The sequence below is a fragment of the Pseudomonas sp. GW531-T4 genome (genome assembly GCF_017349615.1).
Classification (GTDB): Bacteria; Pseudomonadota; Gammaproteobacteria; order Pseudomonadales; family Pseudomonadaceae; genus Aquipseudomonas; species Aquipseudomonas chlororaphis_I.
In genome coordinates this window covers 24,287-38,102 of record NZ_JACMZT010000023.1, presented here as the reverse complement: position 1 = coordinate 38,102, position 13,816 = coordinate 24,287, and the positions used below count along the sequence as shown (strand labels likewise).

18 protein-coding genes are annotated in these 13,816 nt (G+C 66.4%); 12 read left to right on the top strand and 6 right to left on the bottom strand.

Annotated elements, in window-relative coordinates:
- The first annotated feature begins 97 nt into the window (after positions 1-97).
- Positions 98-853 (top strand): methyl-accepting chemotaxis protein, encoded by a 756-nt coding sequence (locus tag J4D28_RS30735; protein WP_371920945.1) that lies wholly within the window; start codon positions 98-100, stop codon positions 851-853.
- A gap of 110 nt (positions 854-963) precedes the next feature.
- Here J4D28_RS30735 and J4D28_RS18790 read toward each other — a convergent pair whose 3' ends face one another.
- Genes J4D28_RS18790 through J4D28_RS18775 form a run of 4 tightly spaced genes read right to left on the bottom strand, consistent with a single transcriptional unit; the run spans position 964 to position 3,567 of the window.
- Positions 964-2,280, bottom strand: a complete 1,317-nt coding sequence (locus tag J4D28_RS18790; RefSeq protein WP_009049870.1) for a sensor histidine kinase — start codon at positions 2,278-2,280, stop codon at positions 964-966.
- The gene (locus J4D28_RS18785) at positions 2,277-2,945 is read right to left on the bottom strand and encodes a response regulator transcription factor (protein WP_009049871.1); all 669 of its coding nucleotides are present in this window, start codon (positions 2,943-2,945) and stop codon (positions 2,277-2,279) included. The genes J4D28_RS18790 and J4D28_RS18785 overlap by 4 nt, the downstream gene beginning before the upstream one ends.
- Entirely contained in the window at positions 2,945-3,259 is a 315-nt protein-coding gene (locus J4D28_RS18780) for a PepSY domain-containing protein (RefSeq protein ID WP_007930564.1), read from the bottom strand. Before J4D28_RS18780 ends, J4D28_RS18785 begins: the two co-directional genes overlap by 1 nt.
- Complete coding sequence (locus tag J4D28_RS18775) at positions 3,259-3,567, bottom strand: PepSY domain-containing protein (RefSeq protein WP_007930566.1); 309 nt, start codon at positions 3,565-3,567, stop codon at positions 3,259-3,261. Before J4D28_RS18775 ends, J4D28_RS18780 begins: the two co-directional genes overlap by 1 nt.
- Positions 3,568-3,727: 160 nt before the next feature.
- Here J4D28_RS18775 and J4D28_RS18770 point away from each other — a divergent pair, with 160 nt between their 5' ends.
- The 11 genes from J4D28_RS18770 (at position 3,728) to codA (ending at position 11,176) form a co-directional block, all read left to right on the top strand.
- Entirely contained in the window at positions 3,728-4,807 is a 1,080-nt protein-coding gene (locus J4D28_RS18770) for a hypothetical protein (RefSeq protein WP_009049872.1), read from the top strand.
- Positions 4,808-4,904: 97 nt separating this feature from the next.
- Entirely contained in the window at positions 4,905-5,261 is a 357-nt protein-coding gene (queD, locus tag J4D28_RS18765) for a 6-carboxytetrahydropterin synthase QueD (RefSeq protein ID WP_007930577.1), read from the top strand.
- Between the two features lie 98 nt (positions 5,262-5,359).
- Positions 5,360-5,494 (top strand): hypothetical protein, encoded by a 135-nt coding sequence (locus tag J4D28_RS30455; protein WP_256587654.1) that lies wholly within the window; start codon positions 5,360-5,362, stop codon positions 5,492-5,494.
- Entirely contained in the window at positions 5,491-5,595 is a 105-nt protein-coding gene (locus J4D28_RS30450) for a hypothetical protein (protein ID WP_039968093.1), read from the top strand. The genes J4D28_RS30455 and J4D28_RS30450 overlap by 4 nt, the downstream gene beginning before the upstream one ends.
- A gap of 21 nt (positions 5,596-5,616) precedes the next feature.
- The gene (locus tag J4D28_RS18755; protein ID WP_009049874.1) at positions 5,617-6,453 is read left to right on the top strand and encodes an alpha/beta fold hydrolase; all 837 of its coding nucleotides are present in this window, start codon (positions 5,617-5,619) and stop codon (positions 6,451-6,453) included.
- Complete coding sequence (locus J4D28_RS18750) at positions 6,450-6,962, top strand: nucleoside 2-deoxyribosyltransferase (RefSeq protein WP_009049875.1); 513 nt, start codon at positions 6,450-6,452, stop codon at positions 6,960-6,962. The genes J4D28_RS18755 and J4D28_RS18750 overlap by 4 nt, the downstream gene beginning before the upstream one ends.
- A gap of 119 nt (positions 6,963-7,081) precedes the next feature.
- Positions 7,082-7,705, top strand: a complete 624-nt coding sequence (locus tag J4D28_RS18745; protein WP_009049876.1) for an NUDIX hydrolase — start codon at positions 7,082-7,084, stop codon at positions 7,703-7,705.
- A 74-nt stretch (positions 7,706-7,779) separates the two neighbouring features.
- Positions 7,780-8,154 (top strand): hypothetical protein, encoded by a 375-nt coding sequence (locus J4D28_RS18740; protein ID WP_009049877.1) that lies wholly within the window; start codon positions 7,780-7,782, stop codon positions 8,152-8,154.
- On the top strand, positions 8,151-8,348 hold the full coding sequence (locus J4D28_RS18735) for a helix-turn-helix transcriptional regulator (protein WP_009044678.1): 198 nt from the start codon (positions 8,151-8,153) through the stop codon (positions 8,346-8,348). The genes J4D28_RS18740 and J4D28_RS18735 overlap by 4 nt, the downstream gene beginning before the upstream one ends.
- A 224-nt stretch (positions 8,349-8,572) precedes the next feature.
- Positions 8,573-9,844 (top strand): cytosine permease, encoded by a 1,272-nt coding sequence (gene codB, locus J4D28_RS18730; protein WP_009049878.1) that lies wholly within the window; start codon positions 8,573-8,575, stop codon positions 9,842-9,844.
- Between the two features lie 78 nt (positions 9,845-9,922).
- A complete protein-coding gene (codA, locus tag J4D28_RS18725; protein ID WP_009049879.1) occupies positions 9,923-11,176 on the top strand; it encodes a cytosine deaminase in 1,254 nt (417 codons plus the stop codon).
- A gap of 181 nt (positions 11,177-11,357) precedes the next feature.
- Here the strand turns inward: codA and J4D28_RS18720 are convergent, their stop codons facing one another.
- Positions 11,358-12,353 (bottom strand): diaminopimelate epimerase, encoded by a 996-nt coding sequence (locus tag J4D28_RS18720; RefSeq protein ID WP_009049880.1) that lies wholly within the window; start codon positions 12,351-12,353, stop codon positions 11,358-11,360.
- A 98-nt stretch (positions 12,354-12,451) separates the two neighbouring features.
- A complete protein-coding gene (gene gudD, locus J4D28_RS18715) occupies positions 12,452-13,807 on the bottom strand; it encodes a glucarate dehydratase (RefSeq protein WP_009049881.1) in 1,356 nt (451 codons plus the stop codon).
- Positions 13,808-13,816: the final 9 nt, after the last annotated feature.

Here is a 13,816-nt window from a genome sequence, read left to right as displayed (position 1 = left end):
GCTGCAACCGATCATCGCCGAGGTGAAACGCTCGGTGCAGGACGCCCGCGGCACCGCCGACCAGTCCTCGGCCATCGCCACCCAGACCAGCGCCGGCATGGAGCAGCAGTACCGCCAGGTCGATCAGGTGGCCACCGCCTCCCATGAAATGAGCGCCACCGCCCAGGACGTCGCCCGCAGCGCGGCCCAGGCCGCGCAAGCCGCCCGCGATGCCGACCAGGCCACGCGCCAGGGCCTGAGCGTGATCGACCGCACCACCGCCAGCATCGATCACCTGGCGGCCGACATGAGCACCGCCATGACCCAAGTCGAAGGCCTGGCCGCCAACAGCGAGAAGATCGGTACGGTGCTGGAAGTGATCCGCGCCATCGCCGAGCAGACCAACCTGCTGGCCCTCAACGCCGCCATCGAGGCCGCCCGCGCCGGCGAGGCCGGGCGCGGTTTCGCGGTGGTCGCCGACGAAGTGCGCAACCTCGCCCGCCGTACCCAGGAGTCGGTGGAGGAAACCCGCCAGGTCATCGAGGAGCTGCAAAGCGGCACCCAGGAAGTGGTCGGCTCGATGGGCAACAGCCATCGCCAGGCCCAGGGCAGCGTCGAGCAGGTCGGCCAGGCGGTCACCGCCCTGCGGCAGATCGGCGACGCGGTGACGGTGATCAGCGACATGAACCTGCAGATCGCCAGCGCCGCCGAAGAGCAAAGCGCGGTGGCCGAGGAGATCAACAACAACGTGGCGACCATCCGCGACGTCACCGAGTCGCTGTCGGAGCAGGCCAACGAATCGGCGCGGGTCAGCCAGTCGCTGAACAGCCTGGCCAACCAACAGCAGAGCCTGATGGATCAGTTCCGGGTCTGAAGAGTCTCATCGCGAGCAAGCTCGCTCCTACACTGACGGCGCCGTCTCTGTAGGAGCGAGCTTGCTCGCGATAGCGATCTGCCTGTCACCGCAAGGCTCGGTCCCAACCACTACTGGCGCCCAGGCAACTCGATCAACACCCGCAGGCCGCCCTGCGGGCTTTCCAGCAAGCGCAGCACCCCGCCCCAGCTCTCGACGATATCGCGCACGATGCCCAGACCCAGGCCGTGGCCGTCGGTCTGTTCGTCCAGGCGCGTGCCACGGCTGAATACCTGGCTGCGCAGTTCCTCGGGAATCCCCGGCCCATCGTCGTCCACCGCCAGGCCGTACCCCTGGGCGGTCTGCCAGACACTCAGCGCCACTTCGGCATCGGCCCACTTGCAGGCGTTGTCCAGCAGGTTGCCCAGCAACTCCAGCAGGTCTTCCCGATCCCAGGGCAATTGCAGGCCGGGGGCCGCCTGGTAGCTCAGGTCCAGGTGTTCGCCATGGATCATGTTCAGGGTCGCCAGCAGTCCCGGTAGCTCGGCGTCGCAATCGAACAGCGCGCCGGGCAAGGCATCGCCGGCCAGACGCGCGCGGTTCAGCTCGCGATTGAGCCGCTGCTGCACCTGCTCCAGCTGCTCCTCGAGCAACTGGCGCAACTCCGGGTGCGCTTGCAGCTTGGGGTTGGAAGCCAGGCTCAGCAGCACCGCCAGCGGGGTCTTCAGCGCATGCCCGAGGTTGCCCAGGGCATTGCGCGAACGCTTGAGGCTGTCTTCGGTATGGGCCAGCAGATGGTTGATCTGCGCCACCAGCGGCTCCAGCTCCAGCGGCACCTGTTCGTCCAGTTGCGAACGCTGGCCGCGTTGCAATTGGGCGATCTGTTCGCGGGCCTGTTCCAGCGGGCGCAAGGCGCGGCGCACGGTAAGCCGCTGCAGGATCAGGATCAGCAGCAGGCCGGCCAAGCCCAGGCCCAGGCCAACCTGCTGCATGCGCAGGAAGCTCTCGCGCACCGGGGTGTAATCCTGGGCGACGCTGATGGAAATCGACTGCCCGAGGCGCCGGTAGTCGGTGCGCAGCACCAGCAGGCGCTGGCCTTCCGGTCCCAGTTGCAGGTTGCTGTGCAGGCCGGTCTGCGCAAGTGCAGGCAGGTCCTGGTCCCACAACGAGCGGGAGCGCCAGTGCACGTCATCGAAATCGATGCGGAAGTAATGCCCGGAAAACGGCCGCTGATAAGCCGGCGACAGACGCCGCTCGTCCAGCTGCAAACCCTGGGGGCCACGCACCAGCGCCACCAGCAGGCTTTCGCTGTCGTTGCGCAGGCCGGCTTCCAGGTAGCGTTGCAAGCCCATCTCGAACAGCCACAGGCTGGTCTGCGCCAGCACCAGGCCGACAATCACCATCACGCTGATCAGGCCCAGGCTCAGGCGGCGCTGGATCGACCTCACTGGGCGCTCCCGCCGAACAGGTAGCCCTGGCCGCGACGGGTTTCGATCACGCTGCGCCCGAGCTTGCGCCGCAGGTGGTTGACGTGGACTTCCAGCACGTTGGAATCGCGCTCGGTCTCACCGTCGTAGAGGTGCTCAGCCAGGTGGCTTTTCGAGAGGATCTGCTCCGGGTGCAGCATGAAGTAGCGCAGCAGGCGGAACTCGGCGGCGGTCAGCTGGATATCCACGCCGTCGCGCACCACGCACTGGCGGCCTTCGTCGAGGTGCAGCCCGGCGGCCTGCAGCGTCGGCTGGTTGGCCTGGCCATGGGAACGGCGTAACAACGCCTGGATGCGCAGGTGCAATTCTTCCGGGTGGAAGGGTTTGGTCAGGTAGTCGTCGGCACCGGCCTTGAGGCCTTCGATGCGCTCGGCCCAGGAGCCGCGGGCGGTGAGGATCAGCACCGGGGTCGCCAGGCCGCCGGCACGCCATTTCTCCAGCACCTCCAGGCCCGGAACCCCCGGCAGGCCGAGGTCGAGCACGATCAGGTCGTAAGGCTCGCTGGCGCCCTGGTACAGCGCGTCACGGCCATCGGCCAGCCAGTCCACGGCGTAGCCCTGGCGGTTGAGCCCGGCCAGCAGTTCGTCGGCCAGGGAGACGTGGTCTTCCACCAGGAGCAGGCGCATCAGTCATCTTCCTTGTCTTTCAGTAAGCGGCCGGTGGTGGCCTCGAGGTCCAGCTCGCGGACCACGCCCTCGGCGGTCAGCAGCTCGACTTCATAGATGTAGACGTCGTGTTTTTCTTCCAGCTCGGCTTCCAGCAGCTTGGCCCCTGGGTAACGGTCCAGGGCCTGTTGCAGCAACTGTTCCAGCGGCAGGATCACCCCTTGCTGGCGCAGGCGCAGGGCTTCGTCCTGGTCCAGGTCGCGGGCCAGCGCCACCGAGCAAAAAGCCAGAAGCGCCAGGGCCACCCTGCTGCCGGCGCGTAGATTCACCTTCATTACGTATCCTGATGATCCTTGAGCACCTGGCCGCTCACCGCGTCCAATTCCAGGTCCCACTCAACCCCTTGAGGGTCGCGCATCTCGATCTGGTAGATGTACTTGCCGTACTCCTCTTCCAGCTCGGTTTCGGTGATGGTCGCGCCCGGGTGCTTGGCCAATGCCGTGGCATTGAGTTTTTCAAAGGACACAATGGTACCAGCGTCGCGCAGTCTCAGGGCTTCGTCGGGCCCCAGGTCGCGAGCATGGGCCAGGCTGGCGGTCATGCCGATGAGAGTCGCGGTGAACAGGGCAGTCAGGGTTTTCATGGGGTGTCTCCGGCTTTCTCGTTATGTGTTGCTACGCGGCTCACAATAGCGGGTCGAACTTAATTGAAACTGAATGGCCATCATCGCCAGCGCGCAGGTTTCATTCGGCGCCGCCGGCCCGAGCTTTTATACTCACCCGTCGCTCGAGATTGAGGCCGGTATGACCGCCATCCACATCAAGTTTCCCGCCCTGACCCTCAAGGCCGGCCCACGCGCCCTGGCCCGTATCCGCGCCAACGGCCTGAGCGCGGCCGAAGTCGGCACCCTGCCCGGCGCCGCCGGCGGGCCAAAAGCCCTGGGCATCCAGGGGCTGGACCTGGCGCTGTTCGGCGAATGGCTGCCGGCGGCGCCACGGGAGCGTTCGCTGATCGGTGCCTCGGTGGGTTCCTGGCGCTTCGCCAGTGCCTGCCTGCCGGACGCCGCCGCAGGCATCCGCCGCCTGGGCCAGTTGTACAACGCCCAGAGTTTCGCCAAGGGCGTGACCATGGCGCAGATCAGCCAGAGTTCGCAGCGCATGCTGCACGAACTGCTCGACGGCCGCGACTCGAGCATTCTCGACAACCCGCACTACCGGCTGAACATCATGGTGGTGAAAAGCCACGGCCTGCTCGCCGACGACCATCGCGGGCGGCTGGGCCTGGGATTGTCCTCGGTGATCGCCGACAACCTGCGTGGCCGCGCGCGCCTGTCGCGGCACTTCGAACGCCTGGTGCTGCACGACCCGCGCCTGGCGCCGCCACTGCAAGCCCTCGACGACTTCCCCTCGCGCTTCGTGCCGCTGGACATTGGCAACCTGCGCCAGGCCCTGCTGGCCTCGGGTTCGATCCCGATGGTCATGCAAGGCGTGCGCGACCTGCCCGGCGCCGGGGCCGGCACCTTCCGCGACGGCGGCCTGCTGGACTACCACCTCGACCTGCCCTACAGCGGCGACGATATCGTGCTCTACCCGCACTTCACCGACCGGGTGATTCCCGGCTGGTTCGACAAGACCCTGCCCTGGCGCCGCGGCAACCCCGGCCGTCTGCAGGACGTGTTGCTGCTGGCGCCGTCGAAGGAATACCTGGCGCGCCTGCCCTACGGCAAGCTGCCGGACCGCAACGACTTCAAGCGTTTCATGGGCGACGACGCCAGCCGCCAGAAATACTGGCGCAGCGCGATGGACGAAAGCCGGCGGCTGGGCGACGAGTTCCTCGAACTGGCCGCAGGTGGTCGTCTCGGCGAACGGCTATTGACCCTTTAGTCAGTGTTTTCCCGCACCCGCACAACCAAGCTGGTAAACTCGCTGCCTGCCTTACATCGCCCGCGGCGATAGCCACCTGACCGAGCTGACCGACACTGTGGAAATCTTCAAAGAATTTACCTTCGAATCCGCCCACCGCCTGCCCCACGTGCCTGCCGGCCACAAGTGCGGGCGCCTGCACGGCCACTCGTTCAAGGTGGCCATCCACCTGAGCGGCGACCTCGACCCGCACACCGGCTGGATTCGTGACTTCTCCGAAATCAAGGAGATCTTCAAGCCGCTCTACGAGCGCCTGGACCACAACTACCTGAACGACATTCCCGGCCTGGAAAACCCCACCAGCGAAGTGCTGGCCAAGTGGATCTGGAACGAGCTCAAACCCCTGCTGCCCGAGCTGAGTGCGATCCGCATCCACGAGACCTGCACCAGCGGCTGCATCTATCGCGGCGAATAAACCGTCGCCCGCTTGAAAAAAACCACCGCCCGCGGTGGTTTTTTTATGCCTATGCTTGCCCGCTCGGCCCTCGCGCCTTGAGCGGAGAACGCCCCCTCATGCCCTCGACCATTCGCCCGGCCACCGTGGCCGACCTGAGCCTGATCGAGGCCGGCAATGGCCGGACTTCGCTGAACGACAAGTGCTCGCCGCCGGTCATAGCTGCATCCGGCTTTACACCCACGAAGCCATGAGCGAAAACATCGTCCTGTACACGCGCCGCGGTCACACCAAGAGCCACCGCGCCGAGGAGCGCGGGCTGCGCCGGGCCTACATGAGCAAGGCGCTGGACTGATCACCCGCAGAGGACCACAGCATGAGCGATTGGCCGCTGGATCGAACCTACAGCTTCAATGGGTACACCGTTCGCTACGCGATTCACGGTGAGGGCCCGCCCCTGGTATTGGTGCACGGCACGCCCTTCTCTTCCTACGTCTGGCACCGCATCGCCCCGCACTTGCGCGCCAGCCACCGGGTGCATTATTTCGACCTGCTGGGCTACGGCCAGTCGGAACAGGCCGTCGGCCAGGATGTGTCCCTCGGCGTGCAGAACCAGCTGCTGGCCGAACTGCTGGAGCACTGGGGCCTGGAACGCCCGGACGTGGTGGCCCACGACTTCGGCGGCGCCACCGCCCTGCGCGCCCACCTGCTCAATGGCAAGGACTACCGCAGCCTGACCCTGATCGACCCGGTGGCGCTGTCGCCCTGGGGCTCGCCGTTCGTGCAGCACGTGCGCCAGCACGAACAGGCCTTCAGCGGCGTGCCGGACTACATCCAGCGCGCCATTGTGCCGGCCTACATTCGTGGGGCGATCCAGCGCGAGATCCCCGACCAGGAGCTGGCACCCTACGTCCAGCCCTGGCTCGGCGCCAGCGGCCAGGCCGCCTTCTACCGGCAGATCGCGCAGATGGACGAGCGCTACACCACGGAAGTGGCCGGGCTCTATCCGAGCATCCGTTGCCCGACCCAGATCCTCTGGGGCGAGGACGATCAGTGGATCCCCATCGAGCGCGGTCGCCAACTGCACCAGCTGATCCCCGGCTCGCGGTTCCAGGCCGTGCCCAACGCCGGCCACCTGCTGCAGGAAGACGCACCGGAAGCCATCATCGCCGCGCTGCTGCGTTTTCTACCCCAGGCCGGGAGCGAGACATGAGCCCACGCATCTACCTCGCCGGCTTCGATGTATTTCGCCGCGATGCCATCGCCCGCGGCGAATACCTCAAGCGCCTGTGCCAGGCCCAGGGCCTGCAAGGCCTTTACCCTTTCGATCAGCAGGTGCCGGCCCAGCCGACGCCGGAGCAGACCGCCCAACTGATCTGCCAGCAGAACCTGCAGATGATCCGCGACTGCGACGCGGTGCTGGCCAATCTCAACGCCTTTCGCGGCCTGGAACCGGACTCCGGCACCGCCTTCGAGGTGGGCATGGCCATCGCCCTGGGCAAACCGGTGTGGGCCTGGTTCGACGCACCCGCGACCCTGCGCGAACAAGTGCCCCATGACGCCGACGGCCGCGACGCCGAAGGTTTCCTGGTGGAGGATTTCCAGCTGCCGCGCAACCTGATGCTGGCCTGTACCTGGGCCGGCCATAGCCGCAGCGCCGAAGAAGCCCTACCGCGCCTGGCCGCTTACCTCGCACGACAACGGCCGGCCCCCCCACTGTAGGAGCGAGCTTGCTCGCGATAAATCTTCAAGGTCGATGCAATGCTCAGGGGCCTCATCGCGAGCAAGCTCGCTCCTACAGTGACGGATTCAGCCCCAGCGATTACTTGAGGACATCCACCATGGAAAACACCTGGCTCACCCACGCCAAACGCTTGCAGGCCCTCGCCTCCACCGGGCTGCATTTCTGCAAGGACCCCTTCGATCGCGAGCGTTACCAGGAAGTCGCCGATATCGCCCACGACATGCTCGCGCAACTGGCCGACGTGCCCCTGGAACGCATCGCCGGCCTGGTGTCGGACTTCGCCAAACGCTACTCGACACCCCTGGTGGATGTGCGTGGCGCCTTGATCGAAGACGAGCGCATCCTCCTGGTCCGCGAACAGACCGACGGCCGCTGGGCCTTGCCCGGCGGTTATGCCGATATCGGCCTGTCGGCCGCCGAAAACATCGTCAAGGAGATCCACGAAGAAGCCGGGCTCAGCGTCTCGGCTCGCGCCCTCTACAGCGTCCGGCACAAGGCCAAGGGCCCCTTCACCCCCGACACCCGGGATTTCTACAAGCTGTATTTTCTCTGCGAACGCAGTGAGCGCAGCGCCCCGGTGGCCGGCTCGGAAGTCAGCGACGCCGGGTTCTTCGCCCTCGACGCCCTGCCCGAATTGTCCCGCGGCCGCACCGTGGAAGGCGATATCGAAGCGGCCTTTGCCTTCCATCGCGGCGAAACCCGCCTGACCCTGTTCGATTGAGCCAATGTAAAGCGTCCTTGACACCCCTGGAGCGCCTGCCTAATGTAAAGCACCCTTTACTTCAGGAGCCGGCCATGTGCGGCAAACGCTACCTCGTGGAATTCACCCTCGCCCTGCTGGCGTACCTTGTCGCCGTGGTGCTCAGCACTTACCTGATGTCGGGCATGGACAGCAGCGCCGGGCGCATCGCGGTGTCGCTGATTCCCGTGATCCCGATGATCGCCATGGCGCTGGTGGTCATCCGCCAGCTGCGGCGCCTGGATGAACTCAGCCAGCGCATCCAGCTCAACGCCCTGGGCATCGCCTTTGTCTGTACCGCGCTGATCACCTTCAGCTACGGCTTCCTGGAAATAGCGGGCCTGCCGCGACTGTCGATGTTCGCCGTCTGGCCGATCATGGGCTCGGTATGGCTGGTGGCCACGCTTCTCGGCAACAGGCGTTACCAGTGAACAACCGCCTGCGTGAACTGCGCGCCGCGCAAGGCTGGTCCCAGGCGGAACTGGCCGCGCGCCTTGAGGTTTCGCGGCAGACGGTGAACGCCATCGAGACCGGGCGCTACGACCCCAGCCTGCCCCTGGCCTTCAAGATTGCGAAGGCCTTCGGCCTGCCCATCGAGGGTATTTTCGAGGCTCCCGAGGACTGAGCGGCCAGTGATCCAATTTGTCTCACCGGCGCACCGCTTTCGCGCCTGAGCCGGCCAATCGGACACGCCACAAAGCAAAAATCCGCTGCTTGTCTATAAATCTCCTGCAGGTTGCACAACGCCGGCTGGGCGCCCCTGACGCCGAGGGCGTTGGCACGGCGACTGCAATGGGCCTGCGTCGCTTACGCACCAGGCCCGGCCTGGGCCAATCAGGGGGAAGGCAGATGACGCAGAACGATCCAGGCAACGACTACCCGCTCAGCGAAGTCCCGATGCACGCGCGCAAGGGCCTGGCCTCCACGGCCATGGTGCTGCTGGGCTTCACCTTTTTCACCGCCACCATGTTCGCCGGTGGCAAGCTCGGCGTGGCCTTCAGCTTTGGCCAGATGCTCGGGGTGATCGTCCTCGGCAACCTGCTGCTGGGCCTGTACGCGGCGGGCCTGGGCTATATCGCCTTCAAGAGCGGCCTGAACTCGGTGCTGATGGGGCGCTTCTGTTTCGGCGAGGTGGGCAGCAAGCTCAGCGACCTGATCCTCGGTTTCACCCAGATCGGCTGGTACGCCTGGGGCACCGCCACCGCCGCGGTGGTGCTGGGCAAGTATTTCGAGCTGGGCCAGGGCACCGTGCTGGGGCTGATGGTGCTGTTCGGTATGGTGTTCTGCGCCACCGCCTACGTCGGTTACCGCGGGCTGGAAATCCTCTCTTATATCGCGGTGCCGGCCATGGCCCTGCTGTTGTTGCTGTCGATGTGGGTGGCCACGGTCAAGGTCGGCGGCCTCGATGGGTTGCTGGCCGTGGTGCCGAGCGCCAGCCTCGACCTGTCCACGGCCATCACCCTGGTGTTCGGCACCTTCGTCAGCGGCGCCACCCAGGCCACCAACTGGACGCGCTTTTCGCGTTCGGCCAGGGTCGCGGTGCTGGCCAGCCTGATCGGCTTTTTTATCGGCAACGGCCTGATGGTGCTGATCGGGGCCTACGGCGCCATCGTCTACCAGCAGCCGGACGTGGTCGAAGTGCTGCTGTTGCAGGGGTTCGCCATGGCCGCCATGGCCATGCTCCTGCTGAATATCTGGAGCACCCAGGACAACACCATCTACAACTTCGCCGTCGCCGGCTGCAACCTGCTGCGCACTGGCCGACGCAAGACCGTGACCCTGGTCGGCGCGGTGATCGGCACCCTGCTGGCGCTGCTGGGCATGTACGACATGCTGGTGCCCTACCTGATTCTGCTGGGCACGGTGATCCCGCCGATTGGCGGAGTAATCATGGCCGACTTCTTCTATCGCTACCGCGGCCAGTACCCGCGCCTGGCCGACAGCAAGTTGCCGGCGTTCAACTGGGCCGGCCTGGGCGCCTATGCCATCGGCACCGTGGCGGCCTTCGGCTCGCCCTGGGTCGCGCCGCTGGTGGGCATCGCGGCCGCCGCCCTGAGCTACATGCTGCTGAGCAGCCTGTTCGGCGCACGCGCCACCACCGCGGCGGACATCCAGGCATGAACCCGGACCACGCGACGTTGCGGCCGCCGGCCCGAGCGCCGTACCCTGACCGCCTGGATTGAAAAAGGAATCACTCCGATGCTCATCATCAACGCCCGCCTGCGCAACCGCGAAGGCCTGCACGAACTGCACCTGGAGAACGGTCGCATCGCCAGCATCGCCCGGCAGACCGAAGCCCAGACCCTGGGCCCCGACGACCTCGACGCCGGCGGCAACCTGGTGGTGCCGCCCTTCGTCGAGCCGCACATTCACCTGGACGCCACCCTCACCGCCGGCGAGCCGCGCTGGAACATGAGCGGCACCCTGTTCGAAGGCATCGAATGCTGGGGCGAGCGCAAGGTCACCATCACCCAGGAAGACACCAAGGCCCGCGCCCGCAAAACCATCCGCGCCCTCGCCGCCCATGGCATCCAGCATGTGCGCACCCATGTCGACGTCACCGACCCGGAACTGACCGCGCTCAAGGCCATGCTCGAAGTACGCGAGCAAAGCGCGCACCTGGTGGACATGCAGATCGTCGCCTTTCCCCAGGAAGGCATCGAAAGCTACCGCAACGGCCGCGAACTGATGGAGGAGGCAATCCGCCTCGGCGCCGATGTGGTGGGCGGCATTCCGCACTTCGAGTACACCCGCGACCAGGGCGTGAGCTCGGTGAAGTTCCTCATGGACCTGGCCGAACGTACCGGCTGCCTGGTGGACGTGCATTGCGACGAAACCGACGACCCGCATTCGCGCTTTCTCGAAGTGCTGGCCGAAGAAGCCCGCAGCCGCGACATGGGTTCGCGGGTGACCGCCAGCCACACCACCGCCATGGGCTCCTACGACAACGCCTACTGCGCCAAGCTGTTCCGCCTGCTCGGCCACTCGGGCATCAGCTTCGTTTCCTGCCCCACCGAAAGCATCCACCTGCAGGGGCGCTTCGACAGCTTCCCGAAACGCCGCGGCGTGACCCGGGTCAACGAGCTGCTGGAAGCCGGGATGAACGTGTGTTTCGGCCAGGACTCGATCGTCGATCCCTGGTACCCCCTGGGTAACGGCAACATCCTGCGGGTGCTGGAAGCCGGCCTGCACATCTGCCACATGCTCGGCTACCGCAACCTGCAGAGCGCCCTCGACCTGGTCACCGACAACAGCGCCAAGGCCCTGGCCCTGGGCGAGCGTTACGGCCTGGAGGAAGGCCGGCCGGCCAACCTGCTGATCCTGTCGGCCGACAGCGATTATGAAATGATCCGCAGCCAGGGCCTGCCGCTGTACTCGATCCGCGACGGCAAGGTGCTGATGAAACGGCAGATGGCCCAAGTGGAGCTGCCGGGCGATGCGGGGCTTGTGTAACGGCCGCTGACGTCATCGCGGGCAAGCCTCGCTCCTACAGACGCACGTCAGTCGTGCTGTTGCGACCAACCCGATCCCTGTACGGCTAAGTCATCGCAGCAAGCCTCACTCCGAAACCAAGATCGCGGTCTTCTGTAGGAGCGAGGCTTGCCCGCGATGGCGTACTTGAATACACCTCGATCTAAGCAATACCCACCGCCGTACCGAACAGGCTCACCCGCACCAACTCCCCACCCCGCTCCTCCAGGCGCAGTGGCGCGGTGCCGCCAGGCATCAGCACCGCGACTTCGCCGGCCTTGACCCAGCCGACCCGCCACGCCGCGCTGGCCACGGCACTGGCGCTGGTGCCGGAGGATGCGGTGGGGCCTTCGCCGCGCTCGAACACCCGGGCGGCGATGCGCTGCGGCCCTTCCAGCCACGCCCATTGCAGGTTCACCCCCGCCGGGCAGGGCTCGCCGCTGCCGGTGGGCATGGCGTAGGCAATGCGCGTCAGCGCCTCGGCCAGGGGCGCTTCATTCATCTGCCGGTTGCTTGGCAAGGCGTTGGCATCGCCGACCAGGGTCACGCAATGGGGGTTGCCGATGCGCACGAACTGGCTGCGGCTCCATTCCGGGTGCAGCCGCGCCAGCCCGCGCACCCGACTCAGCTCGACGCAGCTCGAACCGTCATTCTCGACCCCGTGTTGCGCGCCCACGGCTTGTGCACCGAACGCCGGTTGCCCGAGGTCCAGCCAGAAGCCGGACACCCCGGCGACCTGTGCCGGCTCGACCACCGTTGCCACCGGCGACACCCCATCCGGTTTGTCGTGATGCACCCGCAACTCCGTAGGCCCCTGGGCCGGCAGCAGCCCTTGCTCGGTCAAGGCCTGGGAAAAGATGGTCAGGCCGTTGCCGCTGCGCTCGGCCAGGGTGCCGTCGGTGTTGACGATCAGCAGGTCGAACGGCGGCGCGTCCTGGAACGGCCCGACCAGCAAGCCGTCGCTGCGATGGGCCTTGGCCCCAGCCGGCCGGGTGCCGGGCGCCCAGCCGCACAGGGCCTCGATAACCTGTTCGCTCCAGCTGGCCCGGGCCAGCGCCGCCTCGGCCGCGCTGGCCGGCAAGGCAATCCCCAGCTCACGTACCGTGGCAGGCGCCACCACACCGTAAAGATTGCCGCGGGCATCGTAGAAAGAGGTCATTGCGAGGTTCCAAAAGCAGACGGGCCGCTGACATTACTGTGAATGCAGCGGCCCGGCCAAGCCCTGTGCCAAGCCTCCTAACAGGGTCGGCGCCTGGCTCAGCGCACCAGGCACGGCCGCTTGTTGTCGAAGCGCCAGCCCGGGATCAGGCACTGCATGGCCACGCTGTCGTCCCGGGCGCCCAGGCCGCGGCTGTTGTACAGCTCGTGGGCGCGGGCCAGCGCGTCCAGGTCCAGCTCGACGCCCAGCCCAGGCGTCTGTGGCACCGCCACACAGCCCTCGACGATCTGCAGCGGATTGCGGGTCAGGTGCTGGCCGTCCTGCCAGATCCAGTGGGTGTCGATGGCGGTGATCTCGCCCGGCGCCGCGGCCGCCACATGGGTGAACATGGCCAGGGAAATATCGAAGTGGTTGTTGGAATGCGAGCCCCAGGTCAGGCCCCATTCATGGCACATCTGCGCTACCCGCACCGAACCCTGCATCGTCCAGAAATGCGGATCGGCCAAGGGAATGTCCACCGCTTGCAGCTGGATCGCGTGGCCCATTTCCCGCCAGTCGGTGGCGATCATGTTGGTCGCCGTAGGCAACCCGGTGGCACGACGGAATTCGGCCATCACCTCGCGCCCGGAGTAACCGTTTTCCGCGCCGCAGGGATCTTCGGCATAGGCCAGCACCTGGTGCTGGTCGCGGCACAGGGCGATCGCCTGCTTCAGCGACCAGGCACCGTTGGGATCGAGGGTGATGCGCGCCTTGGGAAAACATTCGGCCAGGGCGGTGACCGCCTCCATTTCCTCTTCGCCGCGCAGCACGCCGCCCTTGAGCTTGAAGTCGTTGAAGCCATACCGCGCCTTGGCCGCCTCGGCCAGGCGCACGATACTCTCGGCGTTCAGCGCCGGTTCATGGCGCAGGCGCAGCCAGGCATCGTCGGCCTCGGCTTCGTTGCGGTAGGCCAGGTCGGTCTGGCGCCGGTCGCCAATATAGAACAGGTAGCCGAGCATCTTCACCGATTCGCGCTGCTGGCCTTCGCCGAGCAACGCCGCCACCGGCACACCGAGGAACTGGCCGAGCAGATCGAGCAGCGCCGCTTCCAGCGCGGTCACCGCATGGATCGCGATGCGCAGGTCGAAGGTCTGCTGGCCGCGGCCGCCGGCATCGCGCTCGGCAAAGCGCTGGCGCACCTGGTTGAGCAGCTTCTGGTAGTGGCCGATGGGCTGGCCGACCAGCAGTTCGCGGGCCTCCTCGAGGGTGGCGCGAATCCGCTCGCCCCCTGGCACTTCACCGACCCCGGTGTTACCGGCGCTGTCGCTGACGATCACGATATTGCGGGTGAAGAACGGGCCGTGGGCGCCGCTGAGGTTGAGCAGCATGCTGTCATGCCCGGCCACCGGCACCACTTGCAGTCGGGTGATGAGTGGTGTCTGGCCAGGATGATGGTGGGTGGATTCAAGCGTCATGGGTCGGTT

Coding starts and splice junctions, on each gene's coding strand:
- J4D28_RS30735 (WP_371920945.1), top strand. CDS start 98: ATGGAGCAGCAGTACCGCCAGGTCGATCAGGTGGCCACCGCCTCCCAT.
- J4D28_RS18785 (WP_009049871.1), bottom strand. CDS start 2,945: ATGCGCCTGCTCCTGGTGGAAGACCACGTCTCCCTGGCCGACGAACTG.
- J4D28_RS18780 (WP_007930564.1), bottom strand. CDS start 3,259: ATGAAGGTGAATCTACGCGCCGGCAGCAGGGTGGCCCTGGCGCTTCTG.
- J4D28_RS18775 (WP_007930566.1), bottom strand. CDS start 3,567: ATGAAAACCCTGACTGCCCTGTTCACCGCGACTCTCATCGGCATGACC.
- J4D28_RS18770 (WP_009049872.1), top strand. CDS start 3,728: ATGACCGCCATCCACATCAAGTTTCCCGCCCTGACCCTCAAGGCCGGC.
- J4D28_RS30455 (WP_256587654.1), top strand. CDS start 5,360: ATGCCCTCGACCATTCGCCCGGCCACCGTGGCCGACCTGAGCCTGATC.
- J4D28_RS30450 (WP_039968093.1), top strand. CDS start 5,491: ATGAGCGAAAACATCGTCCTGTACACGCGCCGCGGTCACACCAAGAGC.
- J4D28_RS18755 (WP_009049874.1), top strand. CDS start 5,617: ATGAGCGATTGGCCGCTGGATCGAACCTACAGCTTCAATGGGTACACC.
- J4D28_RS18750 (WP_009049875.1), top strand. CDS start 6,450: ATGAGCCCACGCATCTACCTCGCCGGCTTCGATGTATTTCGCCGCGAT.
- J4D28_RS18745 (WP_009049876.1), top strand. CDS start 7,082: ATGGAAAACACCTGGCTCACCCACGCCAAACGCTTGCAGGCCCTCGCC.
- J4D28_RS18740 (WP_009049877.1), top strand. CDS start 7,780: ATGTGCGGCAAACGCTACCTCGTGGAATTCACCCTCGCCCTGCTGGCG.
- codB (WP_009049878.1), top strand. CDS start 8,573: ATGACGCAGAACGATCCAGGCAACGACTACCCGCTCAGCGAAGTCCCG.
- codA (WP_009049879.1), top strand. CDS start 9,923: ATGCTCATCATCAACGCCCGCCTGCGCAACCGCGAAGGCCTGCACGAA.
- J4D28_RS18720 (WP_009049880.1), bottom strand. CDS start 12,353: ATGACCTCTTTCTACGATGCCCGCGGCAATCTTTACGGTGTGGTGGCG.
- gudD (WP_009049881.1), bottom strand. CDS start 13,807: ATGACGCTTGAATCCACCCACCATCATCCTGGCCAGACACCACTCATC.